The organism is Paenibacillus macerans (genome assembly GCF_050565405.1).
GTDB classification, from domain to species: domain Bacteria; phylum Bacillota; class Bacilli; order Paenibacillales; family Paenibacillaceae; genus Fontibacillus; species Fontibacillus macerans_B.
This window is the reverse complement of the sequence record NZ_JBNYYG010000025.1, coordinates 59,185-75,442: the sequence shown is the minus strand read 5'-3', so window position 1 is coordinate 75,442 and position 16,258 is coordinate 59,185. Positions and strand designations below refer to the sequence as shown.

17 protein-coding genes, 1 pseudogene and 1 riboswitch are annotated in these 16,258 nt (G+C 56.1%); of the genes and pseudogenes, 8 read left to right on the top strand and 10 right to left on the bottom strand.

Annotated features, from left to right (window positions below; all coding sequences use genetic code 11):
- Positions 1-90: 90 nt before the first annotated feature.
- The 3 genes from queE to queC are packed head-to-tail and all read right to left on the bottom strand — an operon-like array spanning position 91 to position 2,031.
- A complete protein-coding gene (gene queE, locus ACQ4N8_RS16090; protein ID WP_430705376.1) occupies positions 91-870 on the bottom strand; it encodes a 7-carboxy-7-deazaguanine synthase QueE in 780 nt (259 codons plus the stop codon).
- Position 871: 1 nt separating this feature from the next.
- A complete protein-coding gene (queD, locus tag ACQ4N8_RS16085; RefSeq protein WP_430705372.1) occupies positions 872-1,366 on the bottom strand; it encodes a 6-carboxytetrahydropterin synthase QueD in 495 nt (164 codons plus the stop codon).
- Positions 1,363-2,031, bottom strand: coding sequence for a 7-cyano-7-deazaguanine synthase QueC (gene queC / locus ACQ4N8_RS16080; RefSeq protein ID WP_430705371.1), 669 nt, complete (start codon positions 2,029-2,031; stop codon positions 1,363-1,365). Before queC ends, queD begins: the two co-directional genes overlap by 4 nt.
- 202 nt (positions 2,032-2,233) lie before the next feature.
- Positions 2,234-2,277: riboswitch (PreQ1 riboswitch) on the bottom strand.
- Between the two features lie 224 nt (positions 2,278-2,501).
- Here queC and ACQ4N8_RS16075 point away from each other — a divergent pair.
- Together ACQ4N8_RS16075 and ACQ4N8_RS16070 are read left to right on the top strand one after the other, a co-directional pair.
- The gene (locus tag ACQ4N8_RS16075) at positions 2,502-4,010 is read left to right on the top strand and encodes a copper amine oxidase N-terminal domain-containing protein (RefSeq protein ID WP_430705370.1); all 1,509 of its coding nucleotides are present in this window, start codon (positions 2,502-2,504) and stop codon (positions 4,008-4,010) included.
- Between the two features lie 188 nt (positions 4,011-4,198).
- A complete protein-coding gene (locus tag ACQ4N8_RS16070; RefSeq protein WP_430705369.1) occupies positions 4,199-5,239 on the top strand; it encodes an ABC transporter substrate-binding protein in 1,041 nt (346 codons plus the stop codon).
- Positions 5,240-5,322: 83 nt separating this feature from the next.
- Here ACQ4N8_RS16070 and ACQ4N8_RS16065 read toward each other — a convergent pair whose 3' ends face one another.
- Together ACQ4N8_RS16065 and ACQ4N8_RS16060 are read right to left on the bottom strand one after the other, a co-directional pair.
- Positions 5,323-5,817 carry a flavodoxin domain-containing protein gene (locus tag ACQ4N8_RS16065; RefSeq protein WP_430705368.1) on the bottom strand — a complete coding sequence of 165 codons (495 nt, stop codon included), beginning with the start codon at positions 5,815-5,817 and terminating at the stop codon, positions 5,323-5,325.
- 83 nt (positions 5,818-5,900) lie between these two features.
- Complete coding sequence (locus ACQ4N8_RS16060) at positions 5,901-6,947, bottom strand: CobW family GTP-binding protein (RefSeq protein ID WP_430705367.1); 1,047 nt, start codon at positions 6,945-6,947, stop codon at positions 5,901-5,903.
- A 108-nt stretch (positions 6,948-7,055) separates the two neighbouring features.
- Here ACQ4N8_RS16060 and ACQ4N8_RS16055 point away from each other — a divergent pair, with 108 nt between their 5' ends.
- Entirely contained in the window at positions 7,056-7,463 is a 408-nt protein-coding gene (locus ACQ4N8_RS16055; protein WP_430705366.1) for a NusG domain II-containing protein, read from the top strand.
- 61 nt (positions 7,464-7,524) lie between these two features.
- Here ACQ4N8_RS16055 and ACQ4N8_RS16050 read toward each other — a convergent pair whose 3' ends face one another.
- Together ACQ4N8_RS16050 and ACQ4N8_RS16045 are read right to left on the bottom strand one after the other, a co-directional pair.
- Positions 7,525-8,394 (bottom strand): TIGR03943 family putative permease subunit, encoded by an 870-nt coding sequence (locus ACQ4N8_RS16050; protein WP_430705365.1) that lies wholly within the window; start codon positions 8,392-8,394, stop codon positions 7,525-7,527.
- A 44-nt stretch (positions 8,395-8,438) separates the two neighbouring features.
- The gene (locus tag ACQ4N8_RS16045) at positions 8,439-9,440 is read right to left on the bottom strand and encodes a permease (protein WP_430705364.1); all 1,002 of its coding nucleotides are present in this window, start codon (positions 9,438-9,440) and stop codon (positions 8,439-8,441) included.
- Positions 9,441-9,745: 305 nt separating this feature from the next.
- On the opposite strand from ACQ4N8_RS16045, the gene ACQ4N8_RS16040 reads away from it, so the two are divergent.
- Together ACQ4N8_RS16040 and ACQ4N8_RS16035 are read left to right on the top strand one after the other, a co-directional pair.
- Positions 9,746-10,966, top strand: coding sequence for a GTP-binding protein (locus ACQ4N8_RS16040; RefSeq protein WP_430705363.1), 1,221 nt, complete (start codon positions 9,746-9,748; stop codon positions 10,964-10,966).
- A 101-nt stretch (positions 10,967-11,067) separates the two neighbouring features.
- Positions 11,068-11,237 (top strand): annotated as a pseudogene (locus ACQ4N8_RS16035) (ATP-binding cassette domain-containing protein); the annotation flags it as partial.
- 292 nt (positions 11,238-11,529) lie between these two features.
- On the opposite strand, the gene speD reads toward ACQ4N8_RS16035, so the two are convergent.
- From speD to ACQ4N8_RS16020, 3 genes are all read right to left on the bottom strand, one after another.
- Complete coding sequence (gene speD, locus ACQ4N8_RS16030) at positions 11,530-12,360, bottom strand: adenosylmethionine decarboxylase (protein ID WP_430705362.1); 831 nt, start codon at positions 12,358-12,360, stop codon at positions 11,530-11,532.
- 77 nt (positions 12,361-12,437) lie between these two features.
- A complete protein-coding gene (locus tag ACQ4N8_RS16025) occupies positions 12,438-12,746 on the bottom strand; it encodes a DUF2087 domain-containing protein (RefSeq protein ID WP_430705361.1) in 309 nt (102 codons plus the stop codon).
- A gap of 150 nt (positions 12,747-12,896) precedes the next feature.
- Entirely contained in the window at positions 12,897-14,054 is a 1,158-nt protein-coding gene (locus tag ACQ4N8_RS16020; RefSeq protein ID WP_430705360.1) for a DUF116 domain-containing protein, read from the bottom strand.
- 200 nt (positions 14,055-14,254) lie between these two features.
- On the opposite strand from ACQ4N8_RS16020, the gene ACQ4N8_RS16015 reads away from it, so the two are divergent.
- The 3 genes from ACQ4N8_RS16015 to ACQ4N8_RS16005 all read left to right on the top strand — a co-directional run bounded on the left by ACQ4N8_RS16015 (position 14,255) and on the right by ACQ4N8_RS16005 (position 16,220).
- Complete coding sequence (locus ACQ4N8_RS16015) at positions 14,255-14,740, top strand: MarR family winged helix-turn-helix transcriptional regulator (protein ID WP_430705359.1); 486 nt, start codon at positions 14,255-14,257, stop codon at positions 14,738-14,740.
- Positions 14,741-14,833: 93 nt separating this feature from the next.
- Entirely contained in the window at positions 14,834-16,009 is a 1,176-nt protein-coding gene (locus tag ACQ4N8_RS16010) for an ArsA family ATPase (protein ID WP_430705358.1), read from the top strand.
- Positions 16,002-16,220 carry a hypothetical protein gene (locus tag ACQ4N8_RS16005; RefSeq protein WP_430705357.1) on the top strand — a complete coding sequence of 73 codons (219 nt, stop codon included), beginning with the start codon at positions 16,002-16,004 and terminating at the stop codon, positions 16,218-16,220. The genes ACQ4N8_RS16010 and ACQ4N8_RS16005 overlap by 8 nt, the downstream gene beginning before the upstream one ends.
- The last annotated feature ends 38 nt before the right edge of the window (positions 16,221-16,258 follow it).

Here is a 16,258-nt window from a genome sequence, read left to right as displayed (position 1 = left end):
AACGGAAGGCCCGGCCGAATTCAAGATTCGACGCCGATTAAGCTCCATGAATTCTGCATCGTGATCGAAAGATGACTTTGTGAACTACCTTTATACGCCTCGTTTGTTGCCCCAGACGAGGGCGTGCAGCTGCGGCAGCACGCGGACGTTGTTCAGTTCCGGCGTGGCGATCACTTTATCGATCAGCGTTTCATATCGGCGCAGCAGGTCCGAGGCATGTTCCTCAATGTCCATTCGCTTAACGTCCGGGTTGCCCACCTGGAGGTACATCGCTATCTCGGGATAGCGGGTATGCACCCGTTTGGCGTAAGCGAGATCGGCATCGTCGAACACGACGACCTTAAGGCTAACGGCGAGCGGGTAGGGCCGGACGGCCAGCTTGCCGACGATGTCGTCCAGTACGTCCCAGTCGGTCTCCATGCCCGAGCTGGGCGGTTTCGGCGACAGCGTGACCTGCTCGACGGCGGCCAGCCAATCCTGCCAGCGCGAGCCTTGGGTTTCTACGGCGACGGCAATGCCCTCGGCCTGCAGCAGCTCCACCAGGCCGGCCAGCTGCGGCAGGAGGGCAGGATTGCCGCCGGAGAGGGTGACGTGGGCGAAGCGGTCTCCGCCGACGGCCCGCAGCTCGCCGAGGATCTCCGCCGGCGTCAACCGACGGATCGCATCCTTGGCGCTGCCGTCCCACGTGAAGGCGGAGTCGCACCAGGCGCAGCGGTAATCGCAGCCGGCGGTGCGGACGAACATCGTTTTTTGCCCGATGACCATGCCTTCGCCTTGAACGGTCGGCCCGAAGATCTCCAATACGGGGATCGGCAACTCGCGGGTTTCGCGGGCAGGCGCTTCCTGCCGGAGGACTTCCTGTTTCGCCATACTACTCATCGATCATCCACTCCCGTCTCGCTTCGGCATAGCTGGTCGGCGTTTCGTAGAGGCGAACGAATTCGGTCCGTCCTTCCAGCTCGGCATGGCGGTAAGCCTCGGATTGCAGCGCGGCCTCCATCTTCTCGAACAGCCAGACGACCATATTCTCCGCGGTCGTGTTCATCGGCGGCAGCGTTTCGTTCAGATAACGGTGGTCGAGGTAACCTTCGATTTCCTGTTTCCAGATATCCTTGATCGTGCCGAAATCGACGGTCATGCCGGTTTCGTCCGGCCGCCCGCTGACCCCGAACACGACTTTGTACGTATGGCCGTGCAAGTTTTTGCATTTGCCCTCATAAGCATGAAGGTGATGGGCGGCGTCAAAAGTAAATTCCTTGCTGACCAACACCCGGCGTCGATGGTAACGCAGCTGGTCTTCGCGAATGTCCGTGCCCAGCTTCTGCAGCGATTCGACGATCCGAAATTCCCCTGGGGTCCGGTTCATTGGGTTTCCGCCTCCCGACGTTCCGCCAGGTATTTATCCAATCCGGCTTTTCTCAGCTTGCAGGCCGGACATTCGCCGCAGCCGTCGCCGATGATCCCGTTGTAGCAGGTGAGCGTGCGTTCCCGGACAAAATCAAAAGCTCCGAGTTTGTCGGCCAGCTTCCACGTTTCCGCCTTGTCGATCCACATCAGCGGGGTATGGATCACGAACTCGTAATCCATGGCCAAATTCAGCGTGACGTTCAGCGATTTGACGAACACGTCCCGGCAATCGGGATACCCGCTGAAGTCGGTTTCGCATACGCCGGTGACGATATGCTTGGCGGAGACGCCTTTGGCCAGCACGGCCGCAAAGCTGAGGAACAGGTGGTTGCGCCCGTCGACGAACGTGCTGGGCAGCTCGCCTTCCTGTTGTTCGATGGCAATGTCGCTGCGGGTCAAGGCGTTTTGCGTCAATTGGCCGAGCAGGCTCATATCGAGCACGGTGTGTTTGATGCCCAGCTCTTGCGTGATCGAACGGGCGCATTCGATCTCCAGCCGGTGGCGCTGGCCGTAATCGAACGTCACCGCTTCGACCTCGCCGAACCGTTCCATGGCCCAGAACAGGCAGGTAGTGCTGTCTTGGCCGCCGCTGAACACGACGACCGCTTTTTCGTTTTTGAGCATAAAAAAACCCTCCGTCTTCTTGGATTGTCAAGCGGGAAACTGGCGTTTTCCGGCTCATGCTTAGAAGAAAGAGAGTTCTTGAACTGGTCATAAAAAAACAAGCCCCTCTGGACGGCGGATGTTCCCGGCCTTCGCGTAACCTCCATGCATTTGGCGCACAGGACGTACGAACGGCAAAAGAACCCCCCTCCTATAAGGCAGGGCGTTTGTAGTTTTTTATAGAGGGAGTTCGCGAACCTCTCCCATGCTTATTCCGGCCTTCTCCGGGAATGGGCATGGATCTTCTTCAATTGAGTAGCCTCGTCGCAAGGACATCAGGCACAAATTTCATTATAGCATATTTTTATCATATAGAAAGAGGGCGGGAGAAGAAAAAAGTGGTGGTTTTTGTCGAAAATCAAGCTTCTTATAGTTCACAAAATATGTGATCTAACCGATAATGGAATAGATTAACTCAAAGGAGGGTATTTATGCGAAAAATCAAATGGTTAGCAATACCTATGGTCCTGCTTCTGGTGGCGCTCACCGGATGTCAGGCGGTCGGCGGCTTCGACGTCGGCAAGGCGCTTGCCGGCAGTATGAAGCCGGCCTCCAGCGAATCGAAGCAAACCGTCACCGTCGAAGTTGTTCCGGCGGCGGGGAATCTGTCCGAGGAGGACAAAAGCGCGATCGAACTGATCAATTCGTTATCGTTCAACATCGACAGCGCGAAAGTGCAAGACAGCAAAAACATCTCCGTAAAAGGCTCGGTCGGGTTTCAAGGCGATAAGCTGCCTTTCCTGATGTCCATGGATGAACAGGGCATCGCACTGCAGGTGGAAGGCGCGAAACAGCCGCTGTACATATCCCAACAACCGCCGATTCCGGGCATTCCCGATGTGACCGGTTTGGAGCAGGGGGCCCAGGATCTGACGGTCAAGGCCGCGGAATTCATCCTCAAGCATTTCCCGAACCCGTCGGTGCTTACCGTAAAGCAGACCCAGGAGAAGGTGAGCGGCGAATCGCTTAGCCTGACGAACCTGCATGCGGAAATCCGCGGCGACGAGCTGTTCGGGCTGATCAAGCCGTTCCTTGCGAGCGCGGCGAAGGATGAGCAAGGGCTTAAAGATTTGATCGGCGGTTATTATGACCTGCTGTCCCCTTACTTCAATGCTATGGAGGATGTAGAGGATGACGCGGAACTCACGCCCGAATTGCTGCAGGAATCGAAGCAGCAGGCCGTGGATGAGCTTTACGCCGAGCTGAAGAGCGGCCTCGACGAGGTGCTCGGCGCTTACGATCAAGAGGTGGCTTCCCTGCTGGCCGATACGCCGGAGCTGGCTACGGTGTTCGGTAAGGAAACCGTGCTAAAGCTGGACCTCTATTTCGATGGCAAATTGAACATCCGCAAGCAAACGATGGATCTGAATGTTGCCTTGCCGGCGTCCGAGGATCTTCCGATTTCGGCGGTAAAAATGCATAGCGAAAGCGAAATGTGGAATATCGGCGGAGCGGTTGCCGCGGACAAAGTGGACACGAGCGCGGGGGTCCTGGACGTGAGCGACGGTCAGCCAACGCCAGGGCAATTGCTGCGCAATTTCGAGGCGGTAACCCCGCTGTATACATTGCTCAAAGAAGATATGCAGCTTGGCTACAAACAGCTGGTACTCGATACGCAAAGCGATTATTACGAAGTAGTGACCAAAAACAACACGACCTATGTGCCGCTTCGCTATTTGTCCGAAGAGATGGATGCGGACGTGAAGTGGACCAAAGGCTCCGGCCAGCTTGTCGTCACCGATGATCTGACCGGGAAGCAAATCGTATTGAAGGCGGGCTCCAAGCAAGCAACAGTAGGCGGCGTATCCGTTCAGTTGAGCGGGCCGGTATTCGTGGATAAGAACGGAACGACCTACGTACCGCTCCGTTTCCTGGCGGAGTCGCTCGGAGCAACGGTATACGCCGATGCCGATGGCTGGATCACGATCGAGAGAAAATAATGCTGCCGTATTGACTTGCGGCGCTTAAGCTTGCGTCTCTGATTAGCGGGGCTTTCCTGTGGCATCCTAAGATGCCGGGGAGGGGCCCCGCTTTTTTGCGCATTTTTTTGCGCGCGCATGATTGATTAATTATCCCTCTCTATGTATAATGATAATCATTATCAATGAAAAATGGGGGAACACAGAGAATGAAGACTTTCAAATACCGCTTTTTCGCCTTGGCGACGGTCCTGTTAATGACAATCGTCCTCGCTGCTTGCGGCGGGCAAAACGGCGGCAACGCCGCGAATACGGCAAATGACGCAGCTGCGAACGATTCAGCGGCAGGCAATGCGCAGGCCGGGAACGGGACGGAGAATACCGCCGAAGGACAAGCCGCAACGAAGGTTTACAAGGATTTTAAAGGGGAAGAGATTACCATCCCTACCGATCCACAGCGGATCGTATCGATCACGCATTTGGGCGATTTGCTTGCTTTGGGCGTGAAGCCGATCGGCGCCGGTTCGCTGGCCCTGGAAAATTCGGTGCTGCTGGAGAAAGAGCTGGAGGGCGTGGAGAACGTCGGCGACGTGTCCGTCGAGAAGGTACTGGAGCTTCAGCCCGACCTGATCATCGTTCCGACGTACCTGCCGGCCGATATCGTCGACCAACTGAAGAAAATCGGGCCGGTCGTTACGCTGGCCACCTCCGGTTGGGAAGGCATCGACCCGCTGGAAGAGGTGAAGACGCTTGGCGAAATGCTGGGCCGCGAGCAGCAGGCCGAAGAATTCATCGCCCGCTACAAGCAAAAGGCCGAGGAAGCCAAGGTCAAGCTGAGCACGGTCATCGGACCGGGCGAAACGGTGGGCACCTATTCGATCTGGGCCAAAAATTTCTGGGTATGGCCGAAAACCCGGGATGCCGGCTACAATTTGTACGAAATGTTCGGACTGAAGCCGCAGGATAAGATCGAGAAAGAGGTATTCCCGGGTGCGGGGGCCGATATCTCGCTGGAGGTACTGCCCGATTACGCGGCGGACCACATGTTCGTGACGGTATATGAGCCGGACGGCGGAGCGGAACGCGCGCAGGAAGTCATGAACGGACCGGTCTGGAAGAACATTCCAGCGGTGAAGAATAACCACGTTTATCTGCTGAACTATAAAGAGTTCTGGATGGTAGACGGGCTGAACCTGGAGAAACAGCTGGATATTCTCGTGGACCTGATCGTCAGCCAAAACCAGAAATAAGCAGTGCAGCCCCAAACGGGCTGTTCCCTTTACCACTCATGCGGTCTTGGGAACAGCCCGTTTTTTTCGTTTGCCGGCAGCCTCTAAACCACTTGCCGGTTGATCGTTTCCGAAAATTGCCCGATGGCATCCCAGCGGATCGACGGGAGCGGTTTTCCTTCTTTCAGGGATGCGCGCGTTATCATTTTGGTGACGAACCGATCGAGCGGGCTCATTTGGTCCATGCTAAGCTCTCCGCCGAACCCGGCTTTGGCGGCGGCATGCTCCAGCAGCTCCGCCGGAAAAGCGGCAGCCAGGAATTGCTCGGTATTCTCGAAGTTGCCGCAGCAAATGAACAATCCGAGCTTTTTTAACTTTAATTCGCTAAGGCGGTCGCGGCAAAATTGCTGGCAAGCTTTCTGGAACTGGCCGAAGTAGATGGAGCCGCCGACGATCACGCTATCGAACGCGCTCAGGTCGGGAACGGCATCCCGGCGCAAATTGACGATTTCCACCGGGTCTTTGATCTGCGCGGCCAAGGTTTGAACGCATTTTTCCGTACAACCGTACTTTCCTGCATAAACAATGAGTGTGCTCATGATCTGCCCCTCCGATTCATAACCGAATTTGACCTATCATGATCATTATACTTGGAAAAGATTAGGGGTTGATGCGACATCGGTCATACGAGCAAGGCCCACTCCTCGGCGATTGCCCGCTCCGGCAGGCCGTAGCCGATGAGCACGAGATAATACGGGCCGCTGTAGGCCGTCGGCTCCCAGTTGAAGCGTTTGCCGGCGTATTGCACGAGATACGCCGGCTCCGGACGGGCGAAACGGACGTATCCCTTGGCGCGAAGCAGCCCGGAGCCCCATTTCTTGATGAAGCGCTCCAGTTTGGCGGCCGGCAGGCGGAGGGGCTCCGTGATCGGCAAGCTGATCGTGTTGATCCGGCTGAACGAGGTAGGGGCCACGCCGGAGTCGGCCGGGTTGTCCGGCCCGTGGCGATGCGTCGGGATAACCCGGAACGGGGAACGATTCCCCTTGGCAGACAACGGGCTCGCAGGCGATGCGGGGACGGGTAAGGGCCGCGCCGCCGGTTGAACGGCCGCAAACAAAGGCGAGAGCGGTATATTGGCGTTGACGGCATAATGAATTCTTCCCTCGGAATTGTATTTGCGGATCATCTCCGTCACTTTCCCGCTGTGGGCGGGAGGGACAAGATCGGTTTTATTGATGATCAGGTCGTCGGCCGTGGTCAACTGGCAGCGCAACGTCCGGACGAGCTGTTTGTCGGAAGCGAAAATGCTGTTGTATTCCAGCGCATGCTCGGCATCCACCAGGGTGATGACGCGGTAGAGGTAAACCCGGGAGATCAACTCCGGCTCGGCCAACTGCTCGGCGATTTCCTCCGGATTGGCAACGCCGGTCAGCTCGAGCAGCAGCAAATCGGGCCGTTGTCGCAGCAGGTTGCCGAGGGCTTCCTGGATTTCGTCTTTTTTGGTGCAGCAGATGCAGCCGTCCAGCAGCTTTTCCATCGGAAAACGGATGGAGGAGGAGCGCGAGATCAACTCGCCGTCGATGTCGAGCCGGCCGAGTTCATTCATCAATACGCCCGGCTTCAGCCCGCGCAAGGCGGTTTCTTCCAGCAGCTTCAACAGCAGGGTCGTTTTGCCGCTGCCCAAAAAACCGCTGAGGATCACCACCGGTATTTTTACTATAGGGTTCATCCGGCAAGCTCCTTTCGGAAAGGTCATTGACAAAGGAAAGGGAAGTTCTTAAGATATGTTTATTCGTAACAGTTACGTTTAATTCGCTAGAAATAGAAGGAGAGACGAATGTTAAAGCTCAAACGCGGCGATGTGCTGCTGATTGCGATATTAGTGCTGGTCGGTTCGGCGTGGCTCATCTTTCGCCATTTCACGGAAAACCGTCAGACGTTCGATCCCGCGACGCTTCGCGCCGAAATCAAGGTGGACGGCGAGCTGTACCAGAGCGTGCCCCTGGACAGTGGAGAGCAAACGATCGATATTCGGACGGGGTACGGCCACAACACACTGAAAGTGTTCGATCAGGGCATTCAAATGGTTTACGCCGATTGCCCGAAAAAGATCTCCATGCAGATGGGGTTCATCTCTCGGCCGAGCGAAACGATCATTTGCGTACCGAACCGGGTGTATGTGGAGATCGTTAGGACGGGTGCCGCAACGCCTGCGGAGGACGGCATCGACGCGTTCGTCCGCTGATCGTTCGGCAGGCTCTCCGCCCAGTTGCGTTCCGTTAGCCCCGCCCGGACCTTTTCCCCCGTTACCTTCCGGACGAATTGTCCCATGCCTCGACGGAATCCCCGCTAGGGTAGACATACGGCGTATCCGGACGAGCTATTTCCCGGATGTTCTCGGCCTTCACCGTAATGATCTGCTTCCCTTCGCGGGTTTGCGGTTCGATCGTTCCTTCCACCTCCAGCCAGGCGTCCTTGGCGAGCCGTCCCAGCGGCTGACCCGACGTGATCACGATACCGAACGGCGCGGAATCCGCCGTACAGCATAGAACGAGGAAACGGCCCAGAATAAACTCGTGCGCATCGGCAGCAGCCCCGGGTTCTTGATACACGAACCCGCTCAGCTTGACTTTTTTGCCGCGGAACCGGTCCTGGAACAGCTCGATCGCCCCGATCGTTTCCGAGAATATCTCCGGTCTTACCTCGATGATTTCCTCCGGGTAAAGACGCTTTGCCAGCTCGGCGAATTCGGCGTTGTACGGATCGGGGGCCTTGAATATCTCCTCCAGCTGCTCCGCTGCGAGCAGGGGGGAGGAGAGGCTCATGCCTTTCTTGGCGGCGGCGCTGCTGCCCATCGCCTGATCGGGGAGCAGCGTGCCCAGCAGCAGGGGGAACAGGAACAGGCCGTATACGACGCCGTTTTTCCAGCTCGATACGGACAGCGGGCGTTCGCAATCGCAAAGGGCGGTCGAGCTTTGGAACAGGGCCTGGTATGCCAGGCAAATCGCCATGACGGCCAGCGGAATAGGGCTGTACCGGACCAAGGGCTCCATGCGCGGAGCAATATAATAATGAAGAGATCCGGAGCTCGTCAGATGGGCGATGAACAAGGCAAATCCAAGCAGAACCAGCGACCTGACGAAATAGTGCGCCCGAATGACGCGGGGATGATTCATACGGCCGGACACCTCCTTGGATCGAAATGATTATTGGGTTTCACTTATAACCCTAACATGTCTACCAGCACGGCGCCCGTAAATACGATCGTGCTAATGAGAAAGGCGAGGAACAGGACGAATTTGGCGCGGAAGACGGCCAGCAGCATCAGCGCGTTTTTGAAATCCAGCATCGGCCCGAATACGAGAAAAGCGAGCAGCGAGCCGCCGGAGAACGTCTGCAAAAAGGTGGAAGCGACAAAGGCGTCGGACGTGGAGCAAAGCGACAGCACGAAAGCGAAGCCCATCATAAACAGATAGGCGCTGACGGAGCCGCCGCCGATTTCCGCGAGATTCTCCTTGGCCACGAAGGATTGGATCCCGGCGGTCAGGATGCAGCCGGCCAGCAAGTATTTGCCCATCTCGAACACTTCGTCGGCGGCATGCACAAATACGGCAACCAGCTTGCTGCCGCCATGCGCCGGGGGATGCAGCGGTCCATCTTCATTTACGCCCCGGGCAAAGGAGTGCTTCAGCGGGTCGTCCTTCCAGGCAAGATACACGATCGCACCGATCGCGGCGGAAACCGCAAAAGCCAGTCCCATCCGGGCGTACACCATTTCGGGATACATGCGGAAAGCCATGTAGGTCGCGCTGAATACGACCGGGTTCAGAATCGGTCCCGACAAAATAAACACGACGGCGATATAAACGGGCATGCCTTTCTGGATCATCCGGCGAATGAGCGGAATCATACCGCATTCGCACACCGGGAAAATCAGGCCGAGCAGGCAGGCAAAGAGAATGCCGGGAACGGGGTGTTTCGGCATCCAGCGGCGCAGCGTTTCTTCGGACACGAACAGGTGCAGCAGCGAGGAGAGCAGGGCTCCGATCAGGACGAAGGGCAGCGCCTCCAGCAAAATGCCGATGAAGCTCGTTTTGAAGGTCTGAACCTCGTCTAACGGCACCTGACGGATCAGGGACGGATACAGGACCGTCAGGCAGGCCAGCGCAAAAGCGGCGGGCACCAGGATCGGGAGCAGGCGGGTGATGGCCATTTTGTTCATGGGAATCTCCTTCAGGCGAATGAATGAAAATGTTGACTTCATGGTAGACGGATGGACGGCGAATTGCGGGCCGGCCGACCGGCAAGCCGGCAAGAGACCGACAGCTTGGCTAAATCATAATCATACCTATTATTTTCCAAAGCGATTCAGAACCGTTTCGATAGATTCCGGCGATTATGATTTTCCCGGTTGACAAAGCCGGGCGGGAGAGGATATAGTATGAACTTTTAATCGTAATGTTTACGAATAATCGAGCGATGCTGCATTGGAGGCGCTCCGCTCTTAAGAAAGGGGATCATCGAAAAGTGAATGGCAACCAGGTGCGGCCTATCCCGGTTACGGTGCTTTGCGGTTATTTGGGATCGGGCAAAACGACGCTGTTAAACCATATTTTGAGCAACCGCAAAGGGATGAAGGTGGCGGTTATCGTCAATGACATGAGCGAAATCAACATTGATGCGGATCTAGTGAACGCCGGGGGAAACCTGTCGCGGACGGAGGAGAGGCTGGTAGAGCTGTCTAACGGCTGCATCTGCTGCACGCTGCGCGACGATTTGCTCAAGGAAGTGCAAAAGCTGGCGGCGGAGGGGCGATTTGATTACATATTGATTGAATCGACCGGCATCAGCGAACCGGTGCCGATCGCCCAAACGTTTACTTACGCGGACGAGGAGACGGGGATCGATTTAACGGCGGTGGCCAAGCTGGATTGCCTGGTTACGGTCGTGGATGCCTATCGTTTCTGGCATGACTTCTCCTCCGGCGAAACGCTGCTGGAACGCGGGCAGCAGTCGGGAGAAGGGGATACGCGCGACGTCGTCGATCTGCTGATCGATCAAATCGAAACCTGCGACGTGCTGGTTCTGAATAAATGCGATTTGGTCGATGATGAGGAGCTGAACGAGCTGGAGGGCGTCTTGCGCAAGCTGCAGCCGACGGCCAAATTCATCCGGACCACCGGCGGCCGCGTGGAACCGGAGGAGATCCTCAATACCGGACTGTTCGACTTCGAAAAAGCCAGCCTGTCGGCCGGCTGGATCAAGGAGCTGGAACAGGAGTCCCATACGCCGGAGACGGAGGAATACGGCATCGGCTCGTTCGTATACCGGAGGATTAGGCCGTTTCACCCGGAGCGTTTGGCCGGGTTTATGAGCGACTGGCCGGAGGAGATCGTGCGGGCCAAAGGGCTGGCCTGGATTGCGGCGGATGCCGACGTGGCGGCTAGCTTGAGCCAGGCGGGACCGTCGATCCAGTTCGGCCCGGCGGGCTATTGGCTGGCGTCGTTGCCGGATGCGCAGCGGGAGGAGATTTTCGCGGGAGAGCCGGAACTGCGGCGCAAATGGCACGATACCTGGGGCGACCGGATCAACGAGCTGGTGTTCATCGGGATCGGGATGGACCGCGCCGAAATCGAGCGCAAGCTGGATGCCTGCTTATTGAACGAAGAAGAAATGGCGATGGACTGGGCTTCATTCCCTAACCCGCTGCCGTGGATTCCGGCGGAGGAGCCGGCAAAGACGGAGTGAGCTGAAGAAGCCCGCCTCCATACGAATCATCAGTTCAACCTGTAAAGAAGCAGGTATCGGATATGCGGGTAAATACGGTTTGGCGAGGAGCACGGCAACGGGTGGAAAACAGCCTGAAGCAGGTTGGCATGTGGGAATACCGGTATCGCAAAATCGGCGATTTGTCGGGGGAGGGGCAGAAGCAGCGCATCTGCACCTCCCGGGTTCTGGCCGACAGCCTAAGGCGCTGATCCTGGATGAGCCGACGGTCGGCATGGATCAGCAAAGCCGGCTTCTCGCATAAGTGCACCGGGGCTGGCTTATTGAACGCCTTTGGCAATGCTTAGATAGCTGTCATCGTGGCCTAACGTAGCGGGGAACTCGAAAATGTTGTATTTGATGCAACATTTTCTACGTAAACTTAAGGTAGTGCTTGAGAATGTTGTACAACAACGTACAACATTCTCGCGCTGCCAGGGCTTAGCTTGGCAAATTTGTTGTACGAAATGCAATATGAATGCGGCAACCCGCCTCCGGTGTCAATAACAACAGCCCTCGGCCGTTCCCGGCCAAAGGCTGTTACGTTACTCCGCGTCTTCCAGCGACCCGGAGGCGATATTTTTACCGTAGAAAATCTCGTCCATTTCCGTGACCAGCATCGCCGTAATATCCTTTTGCTCCACGGGGGTCAGCGCATCTTTCGTGTATCCGAACAAATAGTTGTTGAGATCGAATTGCTTCAGCTTGCATTTCGTATGAAAAATATGCTCCTGATACACATTGACGTCGATCATCTGATACTGTTCGATCACTTCGTCGGGGATGTAGTTCTGGATCGAACTGATATCGTGGTCGATGAACAGCTTATGACCGTTGATGTCCCGGGTGAACCCGCGAACGCGGTAATCGATCGTCATGATGTCCGCCTCGAAGGAATGGATCAGGTAATTCAGCGCCTTGAGCGGCGAAATTTCCCCGCAGGTGGATACGTCGATATCGGCCCGGAACGTGCTGATGCTTTCATGCGGATCGTATTCGGGATACGTGTGCACGGTGATATGGCTTTTGTCGAGCTGCATCACGACGGAATCGGGAAGCGGCCCCGGCGATTCGTCGAACGATTCGGTCGGCACCTCCACAACGGGGCCCTCAGAGATAAGCATGGTCACGCTGGCTCCCTGGGGAACGTAATCCTGGTTGGCGATATTCAAAATATGAGCGCCGATAATTTCGGAGACGGTACTGAGAATTTTCGTCAGGCGGTCGGAATTATACTGGTCGTCGATGTAAGCGATATAAGCTTCGCGTTCCTCTTTGGACCGGGTATAGCAAATGTCGTACATATTGAAGCTTAACGTTTTGGTCAAATTGTTGAATTCATGCAGCTGGATGCGCTGTTCCGGCGTCAACTTCATCAGGGAGTCCCCCTTAGTATAGGTGTACCCTATTTTTTATTCCCATTCTTTCGGGAAAAAAACGTCGCAGCCCGCCCCTATTTCAGCAAGTCCCATTTCGTCCGTTCCTGCGGCGGGTTCAGCCAATAGATCTCGTTCTCCCGGCTCATGAACCCGTAGATGATAAATTCCCGGCGGATCGTGGCGTAATCCTCGTCAAACCGCTTCAGATAGGCGTTGATTTCGGATTCCGCATAGCTCCGGCCGGATTCCAGACCCGAGGCCAGATGCTCCAGGACGATCAGCTTCTTCTTGAGCTGGGCCGGCAAATACTTTAACCTCCCGTCCTCCGCAAAAAAGTTTCGCAGCACCTTTTCCTTCATTTTCGTTTGTTGCTCCTCCAACATCGTTGAATCACCTCACGGATAACTAATTAAATAAGTATCTAATTTTATGATTGTTTAATCAGATATTAAAGGAAACCGGCCGCCTTGTCAAACGGCTGAGTTTGGCAAGGCGGCCGGGAGGAAATGCCGCATGAAATTCGGGTAGGCGGGTTACGGAGAAGCCTGCAGCAATCGCTTCAACCGGTCAAACTCGATCGATGTAACGATTCCTTCGGGATGCCAATGCTTGAGGCAGCCGGCATAATTCAGGAGCACGCATTGGGGCTCGAAGCCGAGCTCCTTCGCCCGGTAGCCGCCGGAGATCAGGTTCAGCACGCAGGCCACGCCGATGATGCCGACTTCACCCGCTGCGGCTGCGGCGTTGCGGCGATCGAATGCGGTCGAAGCGTGGGGGATCAGCAGCGCGGAGAATCCGGACTCGCGCCCCAAGGCCGCGATGCGGTTGACCTGGCAGTCCTTTGCGCAGCCTTGGCAGACCCATCCGTCATCCGTCCGGACGGCCCTGCACGAAGCCTCGCCTTTTAACCTCATGCAGATGGGAAGCAGGACCTTTTTTTCCTTCGTGTGCAAAAAACGTTTGCGGAAAGCCCGATTCATCAGTTCCGCACCGACCATGTTCATATGGTATTCCACCCTTCCGCGCGTGCAGAACATCAGGTTTTCCTTCCATCGCAAAGCGTCTCGCCAGGTTTCAATGTAAGCATCAACCCGCGGTGTGTAGCTCCCGAGCACGCATTGGCTTCTCTGCTCGAACCAGCCGGCGAAGCGAATGGCCCGCAGCAGCAGGCTCCGGCTCTCGGACTCGGGCCGGGTTCGCAGAAACGCCAGCCATACGGCCAACCTGCGGCTCTCCGGCCCGAATTCGCCGGTGGCCTGCAGCCAGCGGACCAGCTTGCCGAAGCCGCGGACATGAACGCGAGGCTCCGCTCCCCGTCTTTTCCCGAGCTGCGCCATGTTCAAGCAGCCTTTCAGGAAGTCGACGGCCAGTTTGGCGCGGGGACCTTTGCTTTTCCAGGCATATAACCGGGGCAGCAACGGACCGGCCGCCGACAGGGGAAAAGGGGCCTGGCGGTTTCCGTAGCTTCTCCAGAACACGCCGATCATCAGGAATTCAAGCACGCAGATTCGATCGTCCACGGGCTCCATCCCCCGCTGCTCGGCGTACCGGGCAAACCCGGGAATGCCGGACTCCGCGCCGGCCTTTTCAAGAACTTCGTCCGCAAACCGCGAGACGTCGCGGTAGTAGGCTTCCGTTCCCGGACCGTTCGCCTGCAGCGTATAGGTAACGACTTCCGGTTCCATTGCCATAACACCCCTCCCCAAAGCCGGTTAAATTGAGAAGAGAATAACATCGGCAGGGCCGGCTGGCAGTGACGTTTATCGGCGTTCGCTCTCCCAATTCCGAATTTTTTGGGGAGCGGCCGACGTTATTGACAATGCAATCCCGCGAAGTTATGATAAAGGCATAATATTTCGGCGCGCGAAATATTCGAGGAGGGTATCAACTTTTGGCTGACAGCTTGTTTGACTTGGTGCTGGATAATTTCAAGAAGATCTTTTATCCGGAGGAATGGCTTGCGCTCGATATGCAGTTTTCCAAAGCGGAACTCTTCGCCCTGCTGCTCGTGGAGAAACACGGCGACATTACGATGAGCCAGCTGGCGTCCTCGATGAACGTGCCGATGAGCACCGCAACGGGCGTGATCGAACGACTGGTGAAGAACGGCTATATCGTTCGGGTGAAAAGCGAATCCGACCGGCGAATCGTGACGATTCGGCTGACCGGCAAAGGGACGTCGCTATCCGAGGAGTTGAAGGGGACGCTCCGGCGGTTTACCGATCTGATCGTGCAGGGACTAAGCGAGGAGGAGCAACGGCTTCTGGTCCATATCTTCTTGAAGGTGCTGGATAACCTGGGCAAAAAGGCTTCCGAGTCGGCCATGGATAATGAAGGCCAAACGGCCGGATCCCTCACCAAAATCGAAATCGAATAACTACTGCCTGTTTGAACGAACAGGTTTTTCTTTTAAACGATATTTCGATATACGAAATATTCGTAAAACGAAATGAAATGGAGGCATGTATTCATGAGAATCCTGTTATATACCGGAAAAGGCGGAGTCGGAAAAACCAGCGTCGCTGCGGCGACGGCATTAAGCAGTGCGCAAAGAGGCCGGAAGACGCTGGTAGTCAGCACCGACCCGGCTCATAGCCTCGGGGACTCCCTCGACGTCAAACTGTCGAACGAACCGGTGCAAATTCGCGAAAACCTGTGGGCGCAGGAAATCGATACGATTCACGAGGTGGAGAAAAGCTGGGGAAAAGTGCAAAAATATCTGACCGCCCTGCTGACGGCCAAGACGGTCAAGGATATCACGACCGAGGAGCTGACCGTGTTCCCCGGGATGGAGGACCTGCTCAGCCTGCTGCGAATTTTGCAATATTACAAAGATAAGACGTTTGACGTCATCATCATCGATTGCGCCCCTACCGGCGAAACACTCGCTTTGCTCAGCTTTCCCGAACTGCTGCGCTGGTGGATGGAGAAGCTGTTCCCGATCAAACGCAAGGCGGTAAAACTCGTGAAGCCGGTCGTGGAACCGTTGCTCGGCGTTCCGTTGCCTTCGGACGGCGTCATGTCCGAGCTGGAGCACATTTATAACCAACTGGACGAAATGCGGCGGATCCTGTCCGACCGGGAGATTACGAGCATCCGCATCGTGGTGAACCTGGAGAAGATGGTGATCAAAGAGGCGCAGCGCAGCTTCACCTATCTCAACATTTACGACTACAACGTGGATGCCATCGTGATCAACAAAGTGTTTCCGCAGCAAATTACCGACGACTATTTTCAAGGCTGGAAAGAGGTTCAAGCCAAATACAAGGAAATGGTCTTCGACAGCTTCTCGCCCGTGCCGGTGTACGAAGCGCCGTTGTTCGAACGCGAAGTCGTCGGATTGGAGATGTTGGCCCGGATGGCCGAGGCGACGTTTGAGGACGTGGATCCGGTAATCATCCAATACAGCGCCCGCACGCACCAGGTCAACAAAGAAGACGGAGTCTACACGTTGTCCATCTACATGCCTTTCGCGGAGAAAAAAGAGCTGGCGTTGAACCAGAAAGGGGAGGAGCTGATCATTCGCGCCGGAAGCGTCAAAAGAAACATCACGTTGCCGCGAACGCTGCTGAACCTGAACATTCAAGGGGCCAAATTCGAGGAGGATACGTTGAAAATCCGGTTTGGAGGCGAAAACCATGGATAAGGAGCTGCTGCAGGAGTTGATCAAACTCAAGTTTCGGCTGGCCGATCAAATCATCGAAACGCTGCCTGAGCCCGTAAAACAGACCCTGAAAACCAGGGAGACGGAACTGCTCAGCGTGGTGGGCGAAACGGCGCGGCTGCTGCTGGCCGAGCGGGAAAATGCCGGCTCCGCCAAAGATAAGCCGGGAATGAACTCCATTACGATCGAGTAAATGAAATGCGGCCCGATCCCTTCGCCCGGGATCGGGCC